The sequence below is a fragment of the Sideroxydans lithotrophicus ES-1 genome, from assembly GCF_000025705.1.
GTDB classification, from domain to species: Bacteria; Pseudomonadota; Gammaproteobacteria; order Burkholderiales; family Gallionellaceae; genus Sideroxyarcus; species Sideroxyarcus lithotrophicus.
The window spans coordinates 1,414,770-1,438,016 of record NC_013959.1 but is presented as its reverse complement, the minus strand read 5'-3'; the positions used below and the strand labels follow the sequence as shown (position 1 = coordinate 1,438,016).

Genomic DNA, 23,247 nt, shown 5'->3' with positions numbered 1-23,247 from the left:
GCTTAACGTCCTTTTCACGATTGTATTCTGTATTGCCATGTTTCATTCAAACCGCCCATCGGTTGTGGCAAACAAGGATGAGCGGCTTATAGAGGGCTAGTAGTTTATCCACCGCTGCCCTCCTACTTTGATGGTTTTCCAATTTGATCCAATATGGCAATGGTCACACTGCATGCCAAATGCACCATCATGCTTATCATCCTTTTCGTGACAGCTGACACAGGTAGCTGCCAGCACGACCTTGGTTCTAACCGGGGTATTATGGCAGTCGATACACTTAAGACTCCTGTGTTTCCCATCCAGTTTGAAGCCGGTTTTATCGTGATCGAAATCCCAATCTTTCCAGTCTCGGGTGTTGTGGCAGGTTTCGCATCCCGTGCCAAGCGTGCGTTTATGTACGTCCTGCTTCTCATGACAAGACCAGCAGTCCGATTTCGCTTCTTTGAAGACCACAGTCAAATGGCATTTCTTGCACTCTACCAACGCGTGTTTTCCCGTCAGCTGGAAGCGTGAGATCCTGTGATCGAATTCGACTCTTTTCCACGAGTCCTCATGGTGGCAGGATTCGCATTTCCTCCCCTCCTCGCCTTTGTGTTTGTCATCCTTCTCGTGACAAGAGAAACAATCGGTCTTCAGTTTGTCCTTGTACAAGTCACCTTTGTGACAGCTGACGCATTTTGTATCCCGGTGTTTGCCCAGCAACGGGTATTTGGTTTTCTTGTCATGGTCGAAGACAATCTCTTTCCAGCTTTTTTCGATATGGCAAGTTTCGCATTTCGGACCAAAGCTGCCCTTATGCTTATCGTCTTTTTTATGGCACGAAAAGCAATCCATCTTCAGTTTGTCTTTATATAGATCGCCCTTGTGACAGGCGTTGCATTTGACGTCCTTGTGTTTCCCAAGCAAGGGAAATTTGGTTTTCCTGTCATGATCGAATGGAATTTCCTTCCAGCTGCGCTCGACGTGGCAGGATTCGCACTTCGTACCGAACTTGCCTTTGTGCTTATCATCTTTTTTGTGGCAAGAGAAACAGTTTGTCTTCAATTTCTCCTTGTACAGATTCCCTTTATGGCAACTCACGCACTTCGTTTCACGATGTTTTCCTAGCAACGGGTATTTGGTCTGCTTGTCGTGATCGAAGAGAATCTCTTTCCAGCTCTTTGCATCATGACAAGTCTCGCATTTCGGTCCGAAATTGCCCTTATGTTTATCGTCCTTCTTATGGCAGTCGTTGCACAGACGCGGGGTATCTTTGAATTTGTCATTGATATGGCAAGCCTTGCACTTCACATCCATATGCTTTCCAAGCAATGGGAAGTGAGTTTTGCTATGGTCGAAATGGGTCGTCTTCCAGTCTTTTTCTTCGTGGCAGTTCTCACAGTCCGGTCCCAGTGAACCTTTGTGCTTGTCGGCTTTTTGATGACATCCGATGCATTTGACAGGCGCTTCGCGGTATTTCTTCAGTGGGGAGTGACAGTCCTTGCAAAGAACCTTGCTGCTCAAGTGCGCCCCCTTCAACTCGAATCCTGTAGTCGAATGGTCGAAATTGACGGTGTTCAATTTTGCGATCCGGGCATCCCTGCCTTTGTGTTCGGTGTGACATTCCTTGCAAGGTTTATCTTCCTTCATCAAGCCATGCAGACCATGTTTCCCGGCGATGTCTTTCGCGATCTCCTTGTGACAGTCCTTGCACAGCCCGGATTGTGCCGCCTTGTCATACGGCTTGTGGCAGTTAGCGCAATCGCTCTTGTATTTGTCATGCGCCTGGATCAATTGGCCAGGCATCAACAGGTCGCTTGCAGAATCTGCATGGGCCTGGAAGGAAAATACGAGGACGCCCACGGCAATTGCGAACGTCCTGAAAGATAGCCACTTGAAGAAATTGTTATCCATCAGTATTTATGAACAGCGATGACATGCCAGATTGCGCTGAATACCAGCATGTAAACCAGCGGTACGTGGAATATATGCCACAGGGAAAACAATTTTTCGTAGGTCGAAAATTGAGCGAGATCTCGTACAGTCAGCAGATAGTTCCGAATAAACCTCTCGTTCTGGTAAAAGAGCTCGTCCAAGCGCTTCATTTGCGCTTCGTTCCACTGCTTGGCATTGGCATCCGCATACATTGCGTCTTCCAACTCTCTGACAAACACCCTTGAATACCATTTTGCCCGGATACCCAATTTGATGAAATTCAGTAGATCGAACTTTCCAGGTCTCGCGGAAGCCATTGCCTGATCGCGAAAATCCAAAAGCTTTTGCTCTAGCTCCGGGGCAAAGTTCAGTATGGATTTGACATCACCTTTGCTTTCCAAATTAGCCTGCATCTGCTCAAGCGAAGATTTCCTGCCGTAAAGTCCATTGTGGATCTTGGTGTAGAAGAATCTCCCGAAGATTCCGCTCCCTGATACCAGCAACATGCAGGCCATCGCTACGCCTGCATTGATCGAATGTATAGTAAAGGTGGAATGGAACACGATGAGCGCCGGGCCAAGGATTCCGAAGGCCATATGCCATTTGAACCACTTTGGCAGGATGCTCCAGTTCCGCATGAAGCCCACCCTTTTGCGCAAGGGATAGATCAGCAGAGTCAGCATCATTATCCCGCCAGCCAACCCGAGGTTGTAACCGACATTGTCGCCGGGCTTGTATAGCTGGTCATATGAGATAAAGAATCCCGCAGCCATCAACAAGGTGATCACTATTATATATAGTGTCCAGCCATAATCTTTGGGTGGGGAAGTACGTTGTTGCTTGCGCCTGTCTACTGGCGGTTGTGATGCTGCTAATGTTGACATTTACACCTGTGAACAATCTCCCTAAGCCCACTACTGGCGGCAAGATCTGATTGTTCCCCTCGTTAAATTAACGTCAACATTATAAACATAAACAAATTTGTCGTGTAAAGGCGCTGCTTGCTTATTATTCATCGAATTAACAACACGTTAGTCTCCGAGCAACTGGCTAAGCGCAAGTACAGCTTGAAGTTATGCAAGTTTGCGGGTTTTCTCGACTACCCCATTGCGTTTCAGCATGGTGAGGAGCTCTTCCTCGCTATGTGCAACGATCCTCGATAGATAATCCATGTTCTTCTCTATCGATTCGAGATAGTAATTATTATCGACACCCATCACATCCTTGAAATGGTACTTGAATTTCTTGTAAATGCCGCCCAGCGCCCCGTCCAGCTTTTCACGCGTGGTTTCGTAGAACCTATTGGTCTGACTCAACAAATCATACATGCTCTGATAACTGCCAAAGTGCGCTTCCCTGAACTCCAGATACAGGAAGAGCAGTTTTTCCAGATAGATCCTGTCTGCCATCTGGCCGGTAATATCGGCAGTGGCAACAATTCTGGCCAATAGAAGCGACCTTTCATCGTTGAAGTCGATGCCCATGAACGGACGATTGTGCTCGGTACCCAGTATCAAATTGGTCGCAGCAAGTGCGATGTCAGCAGGCAATTGGCGTTCGTTGAAATATCGTCGCATGAATTCGATGCCGCGTTGAACATGGGTCTGAGTATACTGAGCGCCTGTTCCGCTCTCTTTTTCCTTGAGCTGCGCATAACCGACATCGTGCATCATGATGGCAAGCAGGATCAAAGTGATCTCGTCATCATTCAGATGATCGCCCGAAACATGCACCCCATGCATCAGTCTCGCCCCGCACAGCAAGACCTCCAAAGTGTGAGGGAGATCGTGATATAGAGTTTTGATGGAGCCGTAACCAGGATAGTCTCCCCTGAACAAACTCAGGACATCATCGAACACCGACTGGGCAAAAGTGAAGTCATACGAAGGGCTCATGCGACGGATGATGTCGGCCACCTTCGCCCATACGATTTGTGGGTCGTTGTTGTTAAACAACTCATCGATCTCAGCAGGCGAAGGGCTATCTTTATTTTTCATATCCGGAAAATCCTCGCAATTTCACCTTATCCATGATCACGGCGAAATGGGCCTGCCGCAGTCTAACCCAAGCTCTTGTCCGAATACAATTTCCCTGAAAGCAAACTTGCAGAAACGATCAATACGGCACCGATGATATCCCGCACATCCATCGCTTCATTGGCAAGGAAATACGACGAAACGGAGGCAAACACCAACTCGAAAAGAAAAAGCACCACGGCCCTGTTTGCCGTTAGGTGTGTGACGCCATATTGCACGGCAAAACTGGTCGCACAGATTACCCCCCCTATTATTGCCAGTACGACCCAGGATTGCATGGAAATCGCCAATAACTGTCCAGCCGCTCCACCCTGCCACATCAGGAACGGCAAAGTCAGCCCAGCCGTGCCCAGCCACAGACTGAAAGATTTTGCTTCCACGGAAAGATGCGTTGCTCGCCGCGAAGTGACATTGGAAAGTGCGAAACCCATTCCTGCGGAAAGCCCCAGCCATTCGGAGATGTTTTGAGGGAATGGCAATCCCAAGTCAGGCTTCCACAGCATGACCAACGCTCCGCACAAGGACAAGGCAAGAATAAGATAACCATAACGATTAAGACGCTCGCCCAGCATCCAGAACGAAAACAGGATAGTCCACACCGGAGCGAGGTAGAACAACAGCAGAACCCGCATCACTTCGCCATGCAGCATCCCCAGCACGTAACCGAGATTCGCCCATCCTGCACTCAATACCAGCAATACTCCCCACCAACCGAAGTCACCACGCTCGCGCCACACTCGCGGCAGCATGAATGCCCCGCAAACCATCGCCCACAGGTAGCTGATGAGCGTTGCCATCGCGCCGGACAAACCTGCGTCCTGCAACATACGATAGGGATACCAGATCAGGCCCCAGACCAATGCGCCGCTCAATACTCCGATGACCGGCAGCATATTTTGTTTTGCTGGCACCAGCACGCCCCTTATAATGCCTAACGTTTTCGCCATTGATCAACTGCAAAAAATGAATCCGGATCTGCAGCTCCTTCAGCCCTACCCATTCCAAAAGCTAGCCGGATTATTCGGTGCAACTTCGCCGAATGCAGCATTCAAACCGATCAGCCTTCACATAGGTGAGCCCAAACACGCCACACCGCAGTTCATCAAAGACGCGCTGGTCTCAGGGCTGGATGGGCTGGCGAATTATCCCACAACCGTGGGCAGCGAGACTTTACGCGACACGATCGCCACCTGGCTAACCTCCCGTTACGACATTCCGTCGCCGGATGCCAAGACGCAAGTCCTGCCGGTAAACGGCAGCCGGGAGGCATTGTTCGCCTTTGCACAGGCGGTGATCGACCGCAGCAAAGCGGCTCCGGTCGCAGTTTGTCCTAATCCCTTTTATCAGATATATGAAGGTGCGGCATACCTTGCCGGTGCGACACCCCACTTCCTCAACACCTTGCCGGAAGACGACTTCGCGCTTAATTTCCAGCAACTGTCAGATGAAGTCTGGCAGCGCACCCAGTTGATCTATGTCTGCTCTCCCGGCAACCCGAATGGCCGGGTAATGCCGCTGACAGAATGGCGGGCGTTGTTTGAGATGAGCGACCGCCATGGTTTCATCATTGCCGCAGACGAGTGCTATTCCGAGATATATTTCGGCGAAGACAAACCGCTGGGTGCCTTGCAAGCCGCACAACTGCTGGGACGTAGCGATTACAGGAACCTGGTGGTGTTCTCCAGCCTGTCCAAGCGCTCCAATGTGCCGGGCATGCGTTCCGGCTTCGTTGCAGGCGATGCCGGGATTCTGGAAAGATTCGCTCTTTACCGGACCTATCATGGATGCGCAATGAATCCGGCGATCCAGTCCGCCAGCATCGCCGCATGGAAAGACGAGAAACACGTCGCGGAGAACCGCCGACTCTATGCGGAGAAATTCGCCAAGGTTATCGCGCTGCTTGCCCCGGCACTGCCAGTCTCCAAACCGGATGCTGGCTTCTATCTCTGGCTCAGGACCCCTATCGATGATACTGCCTACGCGCAACAGCTATACCGCGACTATAATGTGTCGGTGTTGCCAGGAAGTTATCTTGCCCGCGAAGCACAAGGGGTCAATCCCGGTGCGAATTTCATCCGCCTGGCGCTGGTCGCCAATCTGGACGAGACGCTGGAAGCAGCACGACGCATCGCCGAATTCACCCAAAAACTACGTTAGGAAAAAACATGCCGCAATTGCAAGCCATCATCGAAGAAGCCTTTGAACGACGTGCCGAGATCACCCCGCGCAACGTTGATGCGCAACTGAAAGAGACCATCAACACCGTCATCGAATATCTCGACCAGGGCAAACTGCGCGTGGCAGAGAAGCTCGACGGCCAATGGGTCACCCATCAGTGGGTGAAGAAAGCAGTGCTGCTATCTTTCCGCATCGAGGACAACGCCTTCATCAAGGGCGGCTTCACCAACTATTTCGACAAGGTGCCATCCAAGTTCGCCGACTACAACTCCAAGGAATTCCGCGAAGGCGGCTTCCGTGTGGTGCCTCCGGCTGCCGCACGCCGCGGCGCCTACATCGCCAAGAACGTGGTACTGATGCCTTCCTATGTGAACATCGGCGGTTATGTCGATGAAGGCACCATGGTCGACACCTGGGCTACCGTCGGCTCCTGCGCACAGATCGGCAAGAACGTGCATCTCTCCGGCGGCGTCGGCATCGGCGGCGTGCTGGAACCGGTGCAGGCCAACCCCACCATCATCGAGGACAACTGCTTCATCGGCGCACGCTCGGAAGTCGTCGAAGGCGTGATCGTGGAAGAAGGCTCCGTTATCTCGATGGGCGTGTTCATCGGCCAGAGCACCAAGATCTATGACCGCGAGACCGGCGAAGTTCATTATGGTCGTGTTCCTGCCGGCTCTGTGGTAGTCAGCGGCAGTCTGCCTTCCAGCGATGGCAAGTACAGCCTGTACTGTGCCGTGATCGTGAAGAAAGTGGATGCAAAGACCTTGGGCAAAGTGGGCATCAATGAACTGCTGAGAGGCATCTAGGCTATTTTGCAGGGATCGACCAGCGACTGTTTAAGGAGAATCACATGATCATCACGCCATTGCTGCAACTCGCCGCTGACAGGCAGGCATCCGACCTGTTCCTGTCGGTGGGTGCACCGATCAATATCAAGATCGATGGCGTGGTGATGCCGGTGAACGCACAGATACTCGACGAGCAGACTGTCCAGCGCATCGCCTACGAGATGATGACCGAGCAACAGATCAACGAGTTCGAGTTGCATATGGAGATGAACTTCTCCTTCCGTGTACCCAGGGTAGGCAACTTCCGCGTCAACGTGTTCCGCCAGCGCAGCAGCGTCGCCGTGGTCATCCGCTATGTGCGCGGCGATGTACTTAATGTCGAGGAGTTGCACCTGCCGCTGGTGCTCAAAGAGCTCGTCATGGAAAAACGCGGACTGGTGCTGATGGTCGGCGCTACGGGTTCCGGAAAATCGACCACCCTGGCCGCCATGATCCAGCACCGCAACGAAACCCAGAGTGGCCATATCCTGACCATCGAGGATCCGCTGGAGTACATGTTCCGCCATAGCAAGTCCATCGTTAACCAGCGCGAAGTCGGCACGGATACGACCAGCTACGAGACCGCGCTGGTCAGCGCCATGCGCGAAGCACCGGATGTCTTAATGGTGGGCGAGATTCGCGACCGCGAGACACTGAAGCATGCACTGATCTTTGCCCAGACCGGCCACTTGTGCCTGTCCACCCTGCATGCCAACAACAGTTATCATGCGCTCAACCGCATGGTGAACTTCTTCCCCTATGATGCCCGCCCCAGCATCCTGTCCGACTTGTCGCTCTGCCTGCGTGCAGTCATCTCGCAGCGGCTGATCCGCAATGCCCAAGGCAAGCTGATGCCTGCGGTGGAAGTATTGTTGAATTCTTCACTCATCGCCGACCTGATCAAGAGCGACCAGATCGACCAGATCCGCGATGCCATCGAGCAAAGCGTCTCCCCGGGTTCGCAGACCTTCGAGCAAGCCCTGTATAAACTGTTCAAATCCGGGCATATCAGCAAGGAAGAAGCCTTGCGCAACGCCGACTCGGCCAGTAACCTCGCCTCGCTGATCGACTACTCGCAAACCAGCAAGATGAAGGCATATGACCCGAATGCCCACCAAGAGGGCAAATCCGCATCTGCAGCAGATTTCGGTGCTATCAAACTCAATATCGAAGTTCCGGATTCCGGCAAATGAAGTTGTATGGGATACCCAACTGCGGCACGGTGAAAAAAGCACGTGCTTGGCTGGATGAGCATGGCGTGGACTATGAATTCCACGACTTCAAGAAACAGGGCGTGACCGAGGCCATGCTCTCTGGCTGGCTCAGGCAAGTCGGCTGGCAGAAACTGTTAAAAAAGACCGGCCCCACCTGGGGCCAGTTGCCGGAGGCGATCAAAGCCTCGATCAAGGACGATACATCTGCGATGGGTCTGATGCTGGACAAACCCAACGTCATCAAACGACCGGTGCTGGAACACCAAGGCAAGGTTCTGGCGACCGGATTCAACGAAACCGATTACGAAAACCTGGATTATTGAACAACACAAAATGAGCGACACTCTCGAACTCACCAAACAACTTATCGCCCGTCATTCGCTCACCCCCATGGACGACGGCTGCATCGACATCATCGGCGCCCGCCTCGCACCGCTCGATTTCAGCCTGGAGAAGATGCGCCACAGCGAAGTGGACAACCTGTGGGCAAGACGCGGTGATGCTTCACCGCTGGTCTGCTTCGCCGGACATACCGATGTCGTGCCGACCGGCCCGGTGAACAAATGGGACAGCGACCCCTTCACCCCCACGGTACGCGACGGCATGCTGTACGGTCGCGGTGCGGCAGACATGAAAGGCTCACTCGCCGCCTTTGTCACTGCCATCGAAAAGTTCGTTGCCGAACATCCAAGACATCGGGGGTCGATCGCGTTGCTGCTCACCTCGGACGAAGAAGGTATCGCAGTAGATGGAACGGTGCGCGTGGTCGAAGCATTGCAGGAACGGGACGAGAAACTGGATTACTGCATCGTCGGCGAACCGACCTCAGTTACGAAGACGGGCGACACCATCAAGAACGGTCGACGCGGATCGCTTTCTGGTACCCTCACCGTAAAGGGTGTGCAAGGCCACATCGCCTATCCGCATCTGGTGAAGAACCCCATCCATATGGTGGCCCCCACCATCGCCGAATTGGCTGCGACGGAATGGGACAAGGGCAATGAATATTTCCCGCCGACCTCCTGGCAGATCTCCAACATCCACGGTGGCACCGGCGCAACCAACGTGGTGCCGGGAACAGTGGAGATATTGTTCAATTTCCGTTTTTCCACCGCCAGCACGGTCGATGGATTGAAGACGAAAGTGCACTCCATCCTCGACAAGCACGGCCTGGAATACGATCTGGCTTGGGAGCTGTCTGGCAAGCCCTACCTCACACCGCGCGGAGGATTGGTGGATGCGGTTGCTGCCGCGATCAAACAGGTACAGGGACTGGAAACCGAACTATCTACCAGCGGAGGAACATCGGACGGTCGCTTCATCGCCGACATCTGTCCGCAGGTCATCGAATTGGGCCCGTTGAATGCGACCATCCACAAGCTCAACGAATGCGTGGCGGTTGACGATCTCGATGCATTGTCCGAGATTTACTACCTGACTTTGGTCAAGCTGCTGACCGAATAAGGAATTTGAAGAAAACCGCTATTTAGCTGACAGGGTATACAAATGGATATCAACCACTATTCGGAAGCAAGCGCGTCGCTCAAGACAGTCCGGGATTGCCTGCGCTTCGCGGTCAGCCGCTTCAACGAGGCCGAGCTGTTCTTCGGTCACGGCAGCGCCAACGCCTACGACGAAGCGGCTTACCTGATCCTGCACACACTGAATCTCCCGCTGGACCGGCTGGATCCGTTCCTCGACGCCAGGCTGACACAATCCGAAATTTACGACGTACTCGACATCATCGAAAGGCGCACCGAACAGCGCATCCCGGCCGCCTACCTGACCAATCAGGCATGGCTCGGCGACCTGTCCTTCTATGTCGACGAGCGCGTCATCGTACCGCGTTCGTTCATCGCCGAGTTGTTGCGCGAACAGCTCGCCCCCTGGATCAGCGATGTCGAGCGCATCCATAACGTGCTGGACATGTGTACCGGCAGCGGCTGTCTTGCCATTCTGGCCGCACATGCCTTTCCCGATGCGCATGTCGATGCCGTCGACCTGTCTGCCGATGCGCTGGATGTCGCCCAGTACAACGTGACCGATTACGACCTGGAAGAGCGCATTTCCCTGATCGAATCCGACATGTTCGACAAACTCGAGGGCAAGCGGTACGACCTCATCATCAGCAATCCTCCCTATGTCGATGCACCATCCGTGGCCGCCCTGCCACAGGAATACAAATACGAACCCCAGCAGGCGCTGGGCAGCGGCACAGACGGACTGGATGCGACCCGTGTCATCCTCGAACACGCTGCAAAACATCTCACCAGCAACGGCATACTGGTCGTCGAGATCGGCCACAATCGCGACGCGCTTGAAGCCGCCTTCCCTAACCTGCCCTTCACCTGGCTGGATGTCAGTGCGGGTGATGAGTTCGTGTTCCTGCTGCACAAGAACGACCTTTCGTAATGCCTGTTGAACACTACGAGAACTTCCCGGTCGCCTCGATTCTATTGCCCCGCCGGCTACGCCAGCCGGTGGCGGCGTTCTACCATTTTGCCCGCGCTGCCGATGACATCGCCGATGAGGGCGATCTGACGAACGAAGAACGTCTGCAACAGCTTAACGATTTCCGCGATGAGTTGAATCACATCGCGGCGGATGAAACGCCCCAACTACCGCTGTTCAAGCGTCTCGCGGTCGAGATCAAGGAACATGCGCTGCCGATGCAACCATTTCGCGACCTGCTCGATGCCTTCTCGCAGGACGTCGTGAAAAAACGCTACTCCGATTACGACGAATTGCTCGATTATTGCCGCCGTTCTGCCAACCCCGTCGGCAATTTGCTGCTGCATCTGTACGAGGAAGCCACATCCGTCAACATCGCCTACTCGGATGCCATTTGCACGGCATTGCAACTCATCAATTTCTGGCAGGATGTGGCCAGGGACCATGCCATCGGGCGCATCTATCTGCCGCAGGATGAAATGGCCCAGTTCGGCGTAACCGAAGATCAAATTTCCCAAGGCCAAACCAATGACGCATGGCGCGCATTGATGAGATTCGAAGTCGACCGTACCCGTGCGCTGATGCTGCAGGGGGCGCCGCTCGGTTCGATACTGACGGGACGCATCGGCCTGGAGATGCGCATGATCATTGCCGGCGGACTGCGCATCCTCGACAAGCTGGAAGCTGCCGACTACGACATGTTCCGCCACCGCCCGGTACTGCGACCGCTCGACTGGGTTATCATGCTGGCAAAAAGCGCACCATTACGTTTCTGACATGACTCCCGACGAATACTGCCAAGACAAGGCCGCTTCCAGCGGTTCCAGTTTCTACAACAGTTTCCGCTTCCTGCCCCGGGACAAGCGCCGCGCCATCACCGCGCTGTATGCTTTCTGCCGCGAAGTGGACGACGTGGTGGATGAGTGTTCCGATGCCAGCGTGGCCCGTACTACCCTCAACTGGTGGCGCAACGAGGTCGTCGCCGTCTATTCAGGCAAGCCGCAGCATCCAGTCACTCAGGCACTGAGCCCGATCGTCAGGCAATTCAATCTGGCTCAGGAACATTTTCTGGAGATCATCGACGGCATGGAAATGGATCTCGACCAGCCGCGCTACCCTGATTTCAAATCGCTGCAACTGTATTGCTACCGTGTCGCCTCGGTGGTCGGGCTGCTGTCAGTGGAGATATTCGGCTACACCGACCGCCAGACGCTGAAATACGCACACGATCTCGGCATCGCCCTCCAGCTCACCAATATCATTCGCGATGTGGGCGAAGATGCACGACGCAACCGCATCTACCTGCCGATGGACGAGATGCAGCAATTCGGGGTCAGCGCCGCGGATATCCTCAATGCACGCGAGACTGAAGGGTTCCAGAAGCTGATGGCATTCCAGATCGAGCGCGCGCAGCGCTACTACCAGCAGGCGCTTGGTCACTTGCCCAAAGCGGATCGAAAAGCTCAATGCACCGGTTTGATCATGGCTGCAGTCTACCAGGCCACACTGAACGAAGTCGCCGCAAGCGGCTGTCATGTGCTGAAAGAGCGCGTCTCGCTCACGCCAACCTACAAGTTCTGGTTGGCACTCAAGACATGGCTCAGGAATTGAAGGTAGGCATCATCGGTGGCGGTTACGCGGGCATGGCTGCCGCTGTCGAACTGGCTGATCGAGGTATCCCGGTTACCGTCTTCGAAAGCGCCAAACAGCTTGGCGGGCGGGCTCGCGGCGTGCGCACTCCGCACCCCGTGCTGCACGATAAAAAACGCTTCCCTCCCTCTATCCAACTTTCCCCCGAAGGGGGAAAGGGCAACCGTCCCCTGCCGGGGGACACTTTGATTCTGGACAACGGACAGCATCTGCTGCTCGGTTGTTACCGCGAAACACTGCGTCTCATCGAAAAGGTCGGCGGCGATATCTCGCAGGATTTTATGCGCCTGCCTTTGCAACTGGACTTGCATGGCCAGTTCTCGCTCAAAGCTCCACGCCTGCCTGCCCCGTTCCATCTGCTCGCCGGGTTGCTCCAAGCACAGGGTCTGACCTGGCACGAGCGCATGAAAGCCGTACGTTTCATGCTTGCTCTTCGCGGCATGGGTTTTCGCTTGTCCAGCGACATGACAGTCAGTGCACTGCTTGAGCGATACGGACAGGATGCCGATCTGACATTCAAACTGTGGGAGCCATTGTGTATCGCAGCCCTGAACACCCCCATCCATAAGGCCTCTGCGCAAGTGTTGCTCAATGTGCTGCGCGATTCGCTGAACCGGAGTCGAGCTGACAGCGACATGCTGCTGCCACGTCTGGATTTCACGGCACTGTTTCCCCAACGCGCTGCAGCATACGTCGAACAACGCGGAGGCATGATATGCCTCTCATGCGGAATCGATTCCATCGACTATAGGACAGGAAATCTTGAACTTGCCGTCGCTGGCACTACCCACACCTTCAGCCATGTCATCTGCGCCACCTCACCCTTCGCTGCAGCCAAACTGCTGCGCCCTGTTCCTGCGCTTGAAAGCACAGTCCACATGATCGACAAGCTGGAGCACCAGCCGATATACACTATTTACCTGCAATACCCTGAACACATCATGCTATCCCATGCCATGATCGGTCTGCACCAGCGCTTCTGCCAATGGCTGTTCGACAAAGGGCAGATCGCCGGCCAGCACGGCCTGATCGCCGCCGTCATCAGCGCCGAAGGGATACATCAGGAATTGTCCCAGGAAGAGCTTGCGCAGAAAGCCATCACCGAGCTGCGCGAAGAGTTCGCCATCGATGCAGCACCGCAATGGTTCAAGGTCATCGCCGAAAAGCGCGCCACGTTCTGTTGCGTCCCAGACCTGCCGCGGCCGGCACAACAGACCGCCCTGCCCAACCTGCTGCTGGCTGGAGATTACACAGCGGGTGACTATCCGGCCACACTGGAGGGCGCCGTGCTCAGCGGGCTACAATGCGCCAGGCTATTGGCGAAGACTACACCTACTTGAAGCGGTAACTCAGCGCAAGATAACCAGTGTCCAGATATCTCTGACTGACAATTGGGCTTTGCCGAATCGAGCTTCCCAGCCATTTCCGGCGAACATAGAGATTCAGATGATAGCTGTCGCTCAGTTCGATGTCGCCGATCAGCCCGAACAGGCCATTGAGCGAACCGGCCGGCGCATAAGCTGCATACTGGCTGGCCGCTGCTTCCTGCGGCGATATGCCGTAGTAGTAGCCCACATACTCCCTGGATTGATAATCGGCACCGATCAAGGGATAGAGCGTCAGCCGCCGCAGATCGATCTCGCCCCCATAGATCGCTTCGAACCAGTCGCCCCCGGATCTGCGCACATCGTGAAACAGGTTGACCATCAGCGCACCTAGCGGAGTCACTTGCAGCGTCCCGATACCCAGGGGAATGGATGTCTCTCTGCTGGCAATGCCCTGCAGGCTGGATGAATTCGTGCTGAATCCATCCTGGCTGATCCGACCGACCAGTTCAAGATGGCCATATCCCATCTGCAGCGTCTTGATGCCTAGGGTATCGACCCGCGCAAACATCCTGCCGTACTCAAAATCGGCGTAAGGCAAGACACTGACTTCATCGCCCTTGCCGCGGATGATGCTGTGCGTGTAATAAGCTCCCATGCCGATATCACCCTGCAGGCTGCCGGGAAACTCTGCGGCCTCCGTCGCCATCGTTGCGATCGAAATCAAACAGGCCATTCCCGACAGGAACAGCCCTTTGTTCTTTTTGCTAATCTTCCCGGCGTCCATGTCTGCCTGTCCTGAAATAATCCGTGTTGTCGTAATAGGCGGCATTTTCGTTTTCCGCTGCCCAGCCCGGCACTCCCAGCAAAGGTACCGGGGTCAGTTCGCGAGTGCTATTGCAGTGCTCTGGCGAGGAGAGATAATCCGACACCAGAACATCAAGGTATTTCAGCTGATGTTCTTTGCCCCAATGAAAAAACTCCTGTTCCACTGGCAGCAATAATCCCTGTCCGGTCATGCCGATATAAGGCTGCAGCGACTTCTCATACAAGCCGTGCCCGAACAAATAGAATCCCATATCGGAACGGACTTGCGCGCGTCTTTTCCAGAACAGCTCTTTCCACTGGAAGTTTCTCAGCAAGTTCGCCAGTTCGACATCGGAATAGACGACCAGGACACCGGACTCATCCAGCAAAGTGCTGGTATCCCGCACCGCACCGCGCTGGCTATGCGTTCCAGGAGAGTTGACTTCAGTCAATGCACGATAATGTCGCGCATTGATGGCAGCCTTGGCTCTCGGGAAAGCCAACCATACCAGCGCATTGAACAAGTCATGCCAGTTGTTCGCACGCGTCGGCACTTCGCCTTGCAAGTAGCAGCGTGGCTCGTATTGCGCCTCAAAAGGAAGTTTCCCGTACTCCTGCGATACGAAATGCAGAGGTTTCCCGCTATGCACAGTGACACCAGGCTGAAGGGACGCAAGCAGCGCATTGCATTGCTGCAGAGTTGGAAAACCGGCCGACTCAAAGCGGGAGATGAATGGTCGCAGCGGGACAAAACAGGGCGCGCTCATCAATATCTCTTTGTTCCATTCCGGCATGGGTTTCATAAGGTCAAGTTTAGCTCAAACGCGCTGTCCAACACATTTTTCACGGCTTATGGTAAGTTGCGCCCTATCAATGAAATTGTGTCATCAACTTGCCCTGCCCCGGGAGGAACAATGGACGAATTAGACGCCATCCAAGCCAGTCTGGCGAGTTTCACCAAGCGCCTTGATGAGGTATCTACCGACCGGTTTCATGAACTGCGCAAATGTTCTTTCTTTGACCCCATCCCCAGCGAATGGCTGAAGCCAGTGTCGGAGCAGGCCGAGATCCGCACATTCTCGGCGGGCGATTGCATTACCTCGGAAGGCGACGATATGGATGCTTTCTACGTCATACTTTATGGTACGGCCACTGTCTACTACAGCAGGAAAGTCGTCGGCACGATACGCAGCGGTGAATGCATCGGTGAAGGCATGTTCTTCGCCAACGAGAACATCTCGCGATCTGCCACAGTGATTGCCGATGGGCAGGTAATTGCGGCAGAGATCAGACCGAGCGGCATCGATCGGCTGCGTGGCGACGCAAAGGCATATCTGGACAAAGCGCTGCTACTGGCGCTCTTCAAGAAACTGCAAGGTGCGAACCGCAAGATCGAAGAATTGTTGCGCTGAAGGGCGAGTCTTTGCCAGCAGCGTTACCGTGGCATGCATTGTTTCTCAATCTATAAAGGAGTCGATATGCGTAACCTGTTACTTGCAACCTGCCTGTTCAGCCTCTCTGTTCCCGCCATGGCCTCGTGCGACGATCTCAAGGCGCAGATCGATGCCAAGCTCCAGGCCAAGGGCGTCAAGTCCTACACGCTGGACATCGTTCCCGTCGCACAAGCCGCAGCTGCTCCTGTAGCTGCATCCGGCGCTGCCGCCGCCACCCCCGCCAAAGAAACCGCAGGCAAGGTAGTCGGCACATGCGAGGGCGACACCAAACAGATCATTTACAAACGCAACTGACGCACCATAATGGCGCAGCCCGTATGGGGCTGTGCCTTCCAATCCTTATTCCCCATATGCGCCCTGATTTCGGCTAGAATTCGGGCCGTATGAGCATCATTGCTGTCTTCAATCAAAAAGGCGGGGTCGGTAAGACCACTACTGCCGTCAATCTCGCTGCTGCTCTGTCGCGCATCGGGCGTTCGACTTACGGTATCGACCTTGATCCGCAAGCGCAACTCAGCTCCATCACCAATGTCATCGCAAAGTCGGGAGTTGATACAGTTCTAAGCCTGTTCCAGAGCAATCGCCCCCTGTGCCAGCTGGTCCGGGAGTCGGCCAGCAGGATCAAGGTCATCCCGGCCCACACCGAGCTTGCCAAGGTGGATGCGCTCTATGGCAAGGGCTTCAATGTGGTGAACAAGCTCAACAGTGCGTTGCAGACTGAACGCTTTGGCGGTAGGGACAACCCGGTGGTGATCGATTGCAACCCCATGGTCGGAGTATTGTCCTTGAACGCGATCTTCTCTTGCACCGGACTGATCGTTCCGATCTCTGCCGATCACCTCTCCACCAAAGGGGCGCTCCAGATAGAAAAGACCTTGACCGCGCTGGAGCAGGTGCTCAAGCGCCGCGTCAATCGTCGCTATCTGCTCACCCGTTTCGATGGGCGGCGGCGCATGGCTTGGGATGTATTGAAATTGGTGGAGGAACACTTCGGCGCCGATGTCTGCCGCACCAGAATTTCCGAAAACGTCAGTCTGGCCGAGAGCCCGGCCATGAATAAAACGGTCTTCGAGCACGCACCCGACAGTCGCGGTGCGCATGATTACGACGACCTGTTGAAAGAACTGCTGGCTGATGGCTTTATAGAGTAGAGCCTGCTTGGCTCACTTGGATATCAGCGACAGGATATCCTCGACCGACATGACTTGCTGATTCTTCCCGTCCCCCGCATCCTTGGCGTTGCAACTCACTATTTCGCAATAACGATACATCATCCTCAGCTTGCGTTCTGCATCGGCTTCGTTGTTGCCGGCGATGACGATGCTTTCTACCTTTTGTCCATCGCGCGTCAGAATCGAAAAATCGAATTTCTGCATCAGAACCCTCCAGTCACATCATGGTTTGACTACCCTTTGTCTTCTCGCTTCATACAGGCATACCCCGGTGCTGACCGACACGTTCAGGCTTTCCACGCTGCCCTGCATCGGAATGCGCACCAGTTGATCGCAAGTCTCTCTGGTCAGCCGGCGCAGTCCTTCGCCCTCTGCACCCAATACCCAGGCGACTGCTCCTTGGTGTTGCACATCATACAGATTAGTTTCCGCTTCGCCATCCATACCGATGACCCAGATGTCACGCTCCTGTAACTCACGCAGGGTACGGGCCAGATTGGTCACCGTAATGTAGGGCACCGTCTGTGCCGCGCCGCAAGCCACCTTTTCCACCGTGGCATTGATGCCCACGGCACGGTCCTTGGGGGCGATCACGGCATGCACGCCGAAAGCATCAGCACTGCGCAGGCATGCACCCAGATTGTGCGGATCCTGCACACCGTCCAGCACCAGCAACAGGGCTGGTTCGGTGAGGGTATCCAGTACATCGTCCAGGTGCTGCACTTTCTGAGCGGCGTCCACCCGTGCGACAACGCCCTGATGACGGCTATTCCCGGCCATGCCGTCAAGGCGCTTGCCGTCCACCTGGATGATGCGTACGCCATTGCTCTCGGCCAGTTTCAGCAAGTCGCGCGCACGCGGATCCTTGCGCTGGGTATCGACATACATCTCCAACACGCTATCTGCGTTCTGGCGGATACGGGCAGTGACGGCGTGGAAACCATGAATGATGCGCGACTCAGCCATGACGTTTACCCGACTTTCCCGTTTTAGGCGACTTGCTGGTCTTGCCCGATTTCTCAGTTATTTTGGCCTTCTTGGGCGACGCTGCCCCCCAGGCGCCGACATCGATGCCCTGGATGCCCGAAGCCTCATCCGAACCTGAAGCAGCCGGACCGGTCTCCAGCACGAAGTCGATCTTGGTGCTTTCCATATCCACCCGTACCACCTTCACACGCACGCGGTCGCCCAAGCGGTAACGCTTGCCGGTGCGCTCGCCCAGCATCTGATGCTTGGCGGGGTCGAAATGGTAATAGTCTGCCCCCAGCTCGGACACGTGTACCAGGCCTTCGACATAGAGTTCGTCCAGCGCCACGAACAGGCCGAAGCCGGTAACCGAGGAAATGCTGCCGTCGAACACGCTGCCCAGATGGTCGCGCATGTAGAAACACTTGAGCCAGGCCTCCACGTCGCGCGTGGCATCGTCGGCGCGGCGTTCGGTCATCGAGCAATGCACGCCCAGTTCCGCCCATTTTAGTTTCGGCTTGTATTGTTTGCCCTCCAGCACGGCCTTGATGGCGCGGTGCACCAGCAAGTCCGGATAGCGACGGATCGGCGAGGTAAAGTGTGCATATGCCTCGTAGCCCAGGCCGAAGTGGCCGACGTTTTCCGGCGCATACACCGCCTGGCGCAGGGAGCGCAGCATCACGGTTTGCAGTAGTCCGGCGTCCGGCCGCCCTTTGATCTGCTTGAGCAGCTTGGAATAATCGCTGGCTTGCGGATCGTCGCCACCGCCCAGTTGCAGGCCGAATTCCTTGAAGAATTCGCGCACCGCCTCCAGTTTCTCCGGCGTAGGACCTTCGTGGACGCGGTACAGCACCGGATGGTCATGCTCTTTCAGGAAGGCAGCCGCACACACGTTGGCCGCCAGCATGCATTCCTCGATCAGTTTATGCGCATCGTTGCGCACTACCGGTACGATCTTCTCGATCTTGCCCTGCGCATTGAAGATCATCTGCGTCTCGACCGTCTCGAAATCGATGGCACCGCGTTTTTCGCGCGCCTGCAACAGGGTCTGGAACAACTTGTACAGGTTGTTGATATGCGGCAATACGGCAGCGTATTCACGCGCATTCTCGCCCTGCGGATTTTCCAGCATGTCGGCGACCTTGGTGTAGGTCAGGCGGGCATGCGAGAACATCACCGAGGGATAGAAGCGATGCTTCTGTATCTCGCCATCCGCGCTGATCTGCATGTCGCAAACCATGCACAGGCGTTCGACATTGGGGTTGAGCGAACACAGTCCGTTGGATAGCTCCTCTGGCAGCATCGGAATGACGCGGCGCGGGAAATACACCGAATTGCCGCGGTTGATCGCCTCCTTGTCCAGCGCATCGCCGGATTTAACATAGGCGCTCACGTCAGCGATGGCCACCACCAGCCGGAAACCCTTGGCGTTCGGCTCGCAATATACCGCATCGTCGAAGTCGCGCGCAGTCTCGCCGTCGATGGTCACCAGCGGCAACTGGGCCACGCTCTCGCGTCCGGCGTAGTCGGCCGGTTTAACCTCGGGCGAGAACGCCTTGGCCTGCTTTTCGGCATCATGCGGAAATTCGTTGGGCAGGTCGTGCTTGCGCAAGGCGATCTCGATCTCCATGCCGGGGTCGGCATAGTTGCCCAGCACCTCGACGATGCGTCCTATCGGCTGCGCGTGCTTGGACGGTTGCTGCATGATCTCCAGCATCACCACCTGCCCGGCCTTGGCGCCGCCGGATTCGCCCGGCGCGACCAGGAAATCCTGGCTGATGCGACGGTTTTCGGCCACCACGAACTGGATGCCGTGTTCCTCGTACAGTCGCCCAACCACCCGCGTATTGGCTGGTTCCAGCACCTCGACGATGCTGGCCTCGCGGCGGCCGCGCCTATCCTCACCGCCGATGCGCGCCATCACGGTGTCGCCGTGCAGCGCCTTGTGCATCTCCTTGGCGCTCAGAACAAGGTCCGGGCTACCGTCTTCCGGGATCAGGAAACCGAATCCATCGGGATGGCCCTGCACCTTGCCCTTGATCAGGTCAAGCTTGTCCACCACGCAGATGGCGCGCTTGCGGTTGCGCATGATCTGGCCGTCGCGCTCCATGGCGCGCAGGCGGCGATTGAAGAGATCCTGCTCGTGGTGCTCGATCTGCAGCAGGACACATAACTCGTCCTGTTCCAGCGGGACACCTTTTTCCGCCAATATCTGCAGGATATATTCGCGGCTCGGCAGGGGTTGTTCGTATTGTTCGCGCTCGCGTTCCAGAAACGGGTCGAGTTCGCGGATATTTTTTTTCTTCTTCGTCATTGACACAAAATCCTATAGCAATTAAAGTGCGCACCCTCAAGCAATGCCCAGATGGCGGAATTGGTAGACGCACTAGGTTCAGGTCCTAGCGGTGGCAACACTGTGGAGGTTCGAGTCCTCTTCTGGGCACCACGATTCAAATGGATGGCTCGCGCAAGCGGGCCATTTTCATATGCACTATTTTCCAATGAATAAAAACACGCACCGGCTTTGCGATGCGTGCACTCTTCTTTCGTCAGCCTCACCTGCTCAAGCCTTGAACGGGTGGCGCAACACGATGGTTTCGTCGCGATCCGGCCCGGTTGAGACCATATCGACCGGCACTTCGCAGATCTCTGCGATGCGCTGCAGATAGTTGCGCGCTTCGACAGGCAGATCCTCGTAGCGCTTCACGCCCACCGTGCTGCCGCTCCAGCCCGGCATGTCTTCGTATACCGGTTCGCAGCCGACCAGCGACTCCGCTCCGACCGGCAGGATGTCGCTGAACTGGCCGTCGATCTTGTAGCCCACGCCGATACGCACCTTCTCCATGCTGTCCATGACGTCGAGCTTGGTCACGCACAGGCCGGATACGCCATTGATCTGGATGGAACGTTTCAGAGCGGCCGCATCGAACCAGCCGCAGCGCCGCGCGCGCCCGGTGGTGGAACCGAATTCGTGCCCTTTCTCGGCCAGCATCTTGCCGATGGGATCCTGCTTCGATTCGGCGTCGTACAGCTCGGTCGGGAACGGGCCGGAGCCGACACGCGTGGTGTAGGCCTTGGTAATACCCAATACGTAATGCAGACTCTGCGGACCGATGCCGCTGCCGGCACAGGCCGCGCCGGAGATGCAATTGCTGGAGGTCACGAACGGATAGGTGCCATGGTCAATGTCCAGCAGTGTGCCTTGGGCACCTTCGAACAGCAGATTCTGACCTGCCTTGTTGGCCTCGTACAGGGCACGCGGCACATCCAGCACCAACGGCTTAAGGCGTTCGGCCAGCGCCAATGCATCATCCATGGTCTTCTGGAAGTCCACCGTTTCCGCGTGGAAATAGTTCTTCAAAACGAAGTTGTGGTAATCCAACACTTCGCCCAGTTTGGCTGCAAAGCGCTTGCGGTGGAACAGATCCTGCAAGCGGATCGCACGCCGCGCGACCTTGTCCTCATAGGCAGGTCCGATACCGCGCCCGGTAGTGCCGATCTTGCCTGCACCCTTGGCAATTTCTCGCGCTTTGTCCAACGCCTCGTGGTACGGCAGGATCAGTGGGCAAGCCTCGGAAATACGCAGGCGATCATAGACCTGCACCCCGGCCTCTGTCAGCTTATCCATCTCCTTGAGCAAAGCTGCAGGCGATACCACTACGCCGTTGCCTATGTAGCAGACCACGTTTTCGCGCAAGACCCCAGAAGGGATCAGGTGCAAAACCGTCTTCTCGCCGCCGATGACCAGGGTATGACCCGCATTGTGTCCGCCCTGAAAGCGCACCACACCCTGAGCGTGGTCCGTCAACCAGTCGACCACCTTGCCTTTGCCTTCATCGCCCCATTGGGTGCCGATCACTACAACATTCCTGGACATGATTCTTTCCTGATCTAAACAGTTTTCAATTCTTCAACGGGGCCACAACCCACTTGCCGTCGCGCAACAGCAGCTCGCGATCGCAGTTCAGCTCTTCGCGATATTCGGATTTCCCGAGCAGATCGACCACGACAGCCTCACCTTGCTCGCGAAGCTTGGCGATGACTGCATCCAGAGCGGCATCCTGGCGATACGGCGCATGAATCGTTTTCGGTTGCCCTTGCTTGCTCAGCAAACCGTGCAGTTGACGCAGATCCATGCTGAAGCCGGTCGCCGGGCGCGCACGCCCGAAGGCCTTGCCCACATCGTCGTAGCGCCCGCCCAGGGCGATGGCATCATGGCTGCCTGCATGGTAGGCCGCGAACACCATGCCACTGTGATAGTGATAGCCGCGCAGCTCGGCCAGATCGACGCCGATGTCGCGTGCGAGGTTTTTCAGATGCGCTGCAGCCTGCTCCAATTCGTCCAAGGCTGTCTTTATCTCAGGATATGGAGGCAATGTCTTGCGTGCACGCTCGATGACTTCGACGCCGCCATAGAGTTGCGGCAGGATCATCAGGGCATCCTGGACATCTTGCGGCAAACCTGTCACCAGCCCGCGCAAAGCCGGCACGTCCTTGCGCTGGAAAGCGCTGAATAATGCAGCTTCAAGCTCATGGTCGATACCTGCATTGCGCACCAGTGCACGGAACACGCCGACATGGCCAAGATCCAGATGCACGCCTTCGATGCCCACCAGTGCCAACGATTGCAGCATCAGGCGCTGCACTTCCAGATCGCTTTCGATGCCTCCATGCCCGTACAGCTCGGCGCCAATCTGCAACGGTTCGCGCGTGCGCATCAGCCCTGCAGGCTGGGTATGCAGTACGCTCCCCGCATAACACAAGCGAGTGACGCCTTGGCGGTTAAGCAGATGCGCATCGATGCGGGCCACTTGCGGCGTGATGTCGGCCCGCACGGCAAGCGTGCGTCCGCTCAGCTGATCTACCAATTTGAAGCTGCGCAGATCCATGTCCTGGCTCTCGCTGATGAGCAGCGATTCGACATATTCCAGCAGCGGCGGGGCAACCAGCTGATAACCAGAGCGGCGCAACAGCTCAAGCACATCACGGCGCATGACTTCGATACGCCACGCCTCTTCCGGCAGCATGTCTTGAATGTATTCCGGCAACAACCAGTTCATTATTTCATCCAGTAAATCAGCAATAAGCCACACAACATCAGCGTCAACCCGATGAATCTGGCTTGTCCGTCCTGAAATTGAGAGACTTTGCGCAACGTTTCACGCCATGAGGAAGGAAACAGGAACGGCATGATTCCTTCCAGTACCAACATCAAGCCCAATGCTGCCAGCCAGTAGTTGCTCATGTGAC

The 23,247-nt window shown here is 55.6% G+C and carries 24 protein-coding genes and 1 tRNA gene; 13 read left to right on the top strand and 12 right to left on the bottom strand.

From position 1 onward, the window contains the following. Positions 1–96 precede the first annotated feature (96 nt). From SLIT_RS07190 to SLIT_RS07175, 4 genes are all read right to left on the bottom strand, one after another. Entirely contained in the window at positions 97–1,893 is a 1,797-nt protein-coding gene (locus SLIT_RS07190) for a cytochrome c (RefSeq protein ID WP_013029582.1), read from the bottom strand. Then, the gene (locus tag SLIT_RS07185) at positions 1,893–2,798 is read right to left on the bottom strand and encodes a hypothetical protein (protein ID WP_013029581.1); all 906 of its coding nucleotides are present in this window, start codon (positions 2,796–2,798) and stop codon (positions 1,893–1,895) included. Before SLIT_RS07185 ends, SLIT_RS07190 begins: the two co-directional genes overlap by 1 nt. Before the next feature lie 189 nt (positions 2,799–2,987). Next, positions 2,988–3,911, bottom strand: coding sequence for an HD domain-containing protein (locus tag SLIT_RS07180; RefSeq protein ID WP_013029580.1), 924 nt, complete (start codon positions 3,909–3,911; stop codon positions 2,988–2,990). Positions 3,912–3,973: 62 nt separating this feature from the next. Further along, complete coding sequence (locus SLIT_RS07175) at positions 3,974–4,861, bottom strand: DMT family transporter (RefSeq protein WP_223293838.1); 888 nt, start codon at positions 4,859–4,861, stop codon at positions 3,974–3,976. A gap of 52 nt (positions 4,862–4,913) precedes the next feature. Between SLIT_RS07175 and dapC the strand changes: the two genes are divergently transcribed. From dapC to hpnE, 9 genes are read left to right on the top strand one after another with little or no spacing between them, the layout of a single operon-like run. Further along, positions 4,914–6,107 (top strand): succinyldiaminopimelate transaminase, encoded by a 1,194-nt coding sequence (gene dapC, locus SLIT_RS07170; protein ID WP_013029578.1) that lies wholly within the window; start codon positions 4,914–4,916, stop codon positions 6,105–6,107. Between the two features lie 8 nt (positions 6,108–6,115). Continuing rightward, positions 6,116–6,937, top strand: a complete 822-nt coding sequence (gene dapD, locus SLIT_RS07165) for a 2,3,4,5-tetrahydropyridine-2,6-dicarboxylate N-succinyltransferase (protein WP_013029577.1) — start codon at positions 6,116–6,118, stop codon at positions 6,935–6,937. A gap of 44 nt (positions 6,938–6,981) precedes the next feature. After that, positions 6,982–8,151 (top strand): PilT/PilU family type 4a pilus ATPase, encoded by a 1,170-nt coding sequence (locus tag SLIT_RS07160; protein WP_013029576.1) that lies wholly within the window; start codon positions 6,982–6,984, stop codon positions 8,149–8,151. Beyond that, positions 8,148–8,495, top strand: a complete 348-nt coding sequence (locus SLIT_RS07155; protein WP_013029575.1) for an ArsC family reductase — start codon at positions 8,148–8,150, stop codon at positions 8,493–8,495. The genes SLIT_RS07160 and SLIT_RS07155 overlap by 4 nt, the downstream gene beginning before the upstream one ends. A 10-nt stretch (positions 8,496–8,505) precedes the next feature. Continuing rightward, positions 8,506–9,636, top strand: a complete 1,131-nt coding sequence (gene dapE, locus SLIT_RS07150; protein WP_013029574.1) for a succinyl-diaminopimelate desuccinylase — start codon at positions 8,506–8,508, stop codon at positions 9,634–9,636. A gap of 42 nt (positions 9,637–9,678) precedes the next feature. After that, entirely contained in the window at positions 9,679–10,584 is a 906-nt protein-coding gene (prmB, locus tag SLIT_RS07145; RefSeq protein ID WP_013029573.1) for a 50S ribosomal protein L3 N(5)-glutamine methyltransferase, read from the top strand. Continuing rightward, on the top strand, positions 10,584–11,399 hold the full coding sequence (gene hpnC / locus SLIT_RS07140; RefSeq protein WP_013029572.1) for a squalene synthase HpnC: 816 nt from the start codon (positions 10,584–10,586) through the stop codon (positions 11,397–11,399). Before prmB ends, hpnC begins: the two co-directional genes overlap by 1 nt. A 1-nt stretch (position 11,400) precedes the next feature. After that, positions 11,401–12,234 carry a presqualene diphosphate synthase HpnD gene (gene hpnD / locus SLIT_RS07135; RefSeq protein ID WP_013029571.1) on the top strand — a complete coding sequence of 278 codons (834 nt, stop codon included), beginning with the start codon at positions 11,401–11,403 and terminating at the stop codon, positions 12,232–12,234. After that, complete coding sequence (gene hpnE, locus SLIT_RS07130) at positions 12,219–13,613, top strand: hydroxysqualene dehydroxylase HpnE (protein ID WP_013029570.1); 1,395 nt, start codon at positions 12,219–12,221, stop codon at positions 13,611–13,613. Before hpnD ends, hpnE begins: the two co-directional genes overlap by 16 nt. On the opposite strand, the gene SLIT_RS07125 is transcribed toward hpnE, so the two are convergent. Both SLIT_RS07125 and SLIT_RS07120 read right to left on the bottom strand, forming a co-directional pair. Further along, on the bottom strand, positions 13,606–14,385 hold the full coding sequence (locus tag SLIT_RS07125; RefSeq protein ID WP_013029569.1) for a MipA/OmpV family protein: 780 nt from the start codon (positions 14,383–14,385) through the stop codon (positions 13,606–13,608). The genes hpnE and SLIT_RS07125 overlap by 8 nt on opposite strands. Further along, positions 14,366–15,172: a DUF3025 domain-containing protein gene (locus SLIT_RS07120; RefSeq protein ID WP_223293837.1), complete on the bottom strand. Its 807-nt coding sequence runs from the start codon at positions 15,170–15,172 to the stop codon at positions 14,366–14,368. Before SLIT_RS07120 ends, SLIT_RS07125 begins: the two co-directional genes overlap by 20 nt. A gap of 147 nt (positions 15,173–15,319) precedes the next feature. Between SLIT_RS07120 and SLIT_RS07115 the strand changes: the two genes are divergently transcribed. The 3 genes from SLIT_RS07115 (at position 15,320) to SLIT_RS07105 (ending at position 17,010) form a co-directional block, all read left to right on the top strand. Beyond that, the gene (locus SLIT_RS07115) at positions 15,320–15,817 is read left to right on the top strand and encodes a cyclic nucleotide-binding domain-containing protein (RefSeq protein ID WP_013029567.1); all 498 of its coding nucleotides are present in this window, start codon (positions 15,320–15,322) and stop codon (positions 15,815–15,817) included. 66 nt (positions 15,818–15,883) lie between these two features. Then, positions 15,884–16,153: a DUF1161 domain-containing protein gene (locus SLIT_RS07110; protein WP_013029566.1), complete on the top strand. Its 270-nt coding sequence runs from the start codon at positions 15,884–15,886 to the stop codon at positions 16,151–16,153. A gap of 89 nt (positions 16,154–16,242) precedes the next feature. Next, positions 16,243–17,010, top strand: a complete 768-nt coding sequence (locus tag SLIT_RS07105) for a ParA family protein (RefSeq protein ID WP_013029565.1) — start codon at positions 16,243–16,245, stop codon at positions 17,008–17,010. 12 nt (positions 17,011–17,022) lie between these two features. Here SLIT_RS07105 and SLIT_RS07100 read toward each other — a convergent pair whose 3' ends face one another. Genes SLIT_RS07100 through rnr form a run of 3 tightly spaced genes read right to left on the bottom strand, consistent with a single transcriptional unit; the run spans position 17,023 to position 20,311 of the window. Then, positions 17,023–17,235 carry a hypothetical protein gene (locus SLIT_RS07100; protein ID WP_013029564.1) on the bottom strand — a complete coding sequence of 71 codons (213 nt, stop codon included), beginning with the start codon at positions 17,233–17,235 and terminating at the stop codon, positions 17,023–17,025. Positions 17,236–17,253: 18 nt separating this feature from the next. Further along, positions 17,254–17,997, bottom strand: coding sequence for a 23S rRNA (guanosine(2251)-2'-O)-methyltransferase RlmB (gene rlmB / locus SLIT_RS07095; protein WP_013029563.1), 744 nt, complete (start codon positions 17,995–17,997; stop codon positions 17,254–17,256). Further along, positions 17,990–20,311, bottom strand: a complete 2,322-nt coding sequence (gene rnr / locus SLIT_RS07090; RefSeq protein WP_013029562.1) for a ribonuclease R — start codon at positions 20,309–20,311, stop codon at positions 17,990–17,992. The genes rlmB and rnr overlap by 8 nt, the downstream gene beginning before the upstream one ends. A 45-nt stretch (positions 20,312–20,356) precedes the next feature. Between rnr and SLIT_RS07085 the strand changes: the two genes are divergently transcribed. Continuing rightward, a tRNA-Leu gene (locus SLIT_RS07085) sits at positions 20,357–20,443 on the top strand. A gap of 117 nt (positions 20,444–20,560) precedes the next feature. Here the strand turns inward: SLIT_RS07085 and SLIT_RS07080 are convergent. The 3 genes from SLIT_RS07080 to SLIT_RS07070 are packed head-to-tail and all read right to left on the bottom strand — an operon-like array spanning position 20,561 to position 23,242. Then, a complete protein-coding gene (locus tag SLIT_RS07080) occupies positions 20,561–21,874 on the bottom strand; it encodes an adenylosuccinate synthase (RefSeq protein WP_013029561.1) in 1,314 nt (437 codons plus the stop codon). Between the two features lie 25 nt (positions 21,875–21,899). Then, positions 21,900–23,057, bottom strand: a complete 1,158-nt coding sequence (locus SLIT_RS07075) for an ATP phosphoribosyltransferase regulatory subunit (protein ID WP_013029560.1) — start codon at positions 23,055–23,057, stop codon at positions 21,900–21,902. Continuing rightward, on the bottom strand, positions 23,057–23,242 hold the full coding sequence (locus SLIT_RS07070) for a DUF2065 domain-containing protein (RefSeq protein ID WP_013029559.1): 186 nt from the start codon (positions 23,240–23,242) through the stop codon (positions 23,057–23,059). Before SLIT_RS07070 ends, SLIT_RS07075 begins: the two co-directional genes overlap by 1 nt. Positions 23,243–23,247: the final 5 nt, after the last annotated feature.

Coding starts and splice junctions, on each gene's coding strand:
- hpnC (WP_013029572.1), top strand. CDS start 10,584: ATGCCTGTTGAACACTACGAGAACTTCCCGGTCGCCTCGATTCTATTG.
- SLIT_RS07180 (WP_013029580.1), bottom strand. CDS start 3,911: ATGAAAAATAAAGATAGCCCTTCGCCTGCTGAGATCGATGAGTTGTTT.
- hpnD (WP_013029571.1), top strand. CDS start 11,401: ATGACTCCCGACGAATACTGCCAAGACAAGGCCGCTTCCAGCGGTTCC.
- SLIT_RS07155 (WP_013029575.1), top strand. CDS start 8,148: ATGAAGTTGTATGGGATACCCAACTGCGGCACGGTGAAAAAAGCACGT.
- SLIT_RS07190 (WP_013029582.1), bottom strand. CDS start 1,893: ATGGATAACAATTTCTTCAAGTGGCTATCTTTCAGGACGTTCGCAATT.
- SLIT_RS07125 (WP_013029569.1), bottom strand. CDS start 14,385: ATGGACGCCGGGAAGATTAGCAAAAAGAACAAAGGGCTGTTCCTGTCG.
- rnr (WP_013029562.1), bottom strand. CDS start 20,311: ATGACGAAGAAGAAAAAAAATATCCGCGAACTCGACCCGTTTCTGGAA.
- rlmB (WP_013029563.1), bottom strand. CDS start 17,997: ATGGCTGAGTCGCGCATCATTCATGGTTTCCACGCCGTCACTGCCCGT.
- SLIT_RS07115 (WP_013029567.1), top strand. CDS start 15,320: ATGGACGAATTAGACGCCATCCAAGCCAGTCTGGCGAGTTTCACCAAG.
- SLIT_RS07120 (WP_223293837.1), bottom strand. CDS start 15,172: ATGAGCGCGCCCTGTTTTGTCCCGCTGCGACCATTCATCTCCCGCTTT.
- hpnE (WP_013029570.1), top strand. CDS start 12,219: ATGGCTCAGGAATTGAAGGTAGGCATCATCGGTGGCGGTTACGCGGGC.
- SLIT_RS07160 (WP_013029576.1), top strand. CDS start 6,982: ATGATCATCACGCCATTGCTGCAACTCGCCGCTGACAGGCAGGCATCC.
- SLIT_RS07100 (WP_013029564.1), bottom strand. CDS start 17,235: ATGCAGAAATTCGATTTTTCGATTCTGACGCGCGATGGACAAAAGGTA.
- SLIT_RS07075 (WP_013029560.1), bottom strand. CDS start 23,057: ATGAACTGGTTGTTGCCGGAATACATTCAAGACATGCTGCCGGAAGAG.
- SLIT_RS07080 (WP_013029561.1), bottom strand. CDS start 21,874: ATGTCCAGGAATGTTGTAGTGATCGGCACCCAATGGGGCGATGAAGGC.
- dapC (WP_013029578.1), top strand. CDS start 4,914: ATGAATCCGGATCTGCAGCTCCTTCAGCCCTACCCATTCCAAAAGCTA.
- SLIT_RS07185 (WP_013029581.1), bottom strand. CDS start 2,798: ATGTCAACATTAGCAGCATCACAACCGCCAGTAGACAGGCGCAAGCAA.
- prmB (WP_013029573.1), top strand. CDS start 9,679: ATGGATATCAACCACTATTCGGAAGCAAGCGCGTCGCTCAAGACAGTC.
- SLIT_RS07110 (WP_013029566.1), top strand. CDS start 15,884: ATGCGTAACCTGTTACTTGCAACCTGCCTGTTCAGCCTCTCTGTTCCC.
- dapE (WP_013029574.1), top strand. CDS start 8,506: ATGAGCGACACTCTCGAACTCACCAAACAACTTATCGCCCGTCATTCG.
- SLIT_RS07070 (WP_013029559.1), bottom strand. CDS start 23,242: ATGAGCAACTACTGGCTGGCAGCATTGGGCTTGATGTTGGTACTGGAA.
- SLIT_RS07105 (WP_013029565.1), top strand. CDS start 16,243: ATGAGCATCATTGCTGTCTTCAATCAAAAAGGCGGGGTCGGTAAGACC.
- dapD (WP_013029577.1), top strand. CDS start 6,116: ATGCCGCAATTGCAAGCCATCATCGAAGAAGCCTTTGAACGACGTGCC.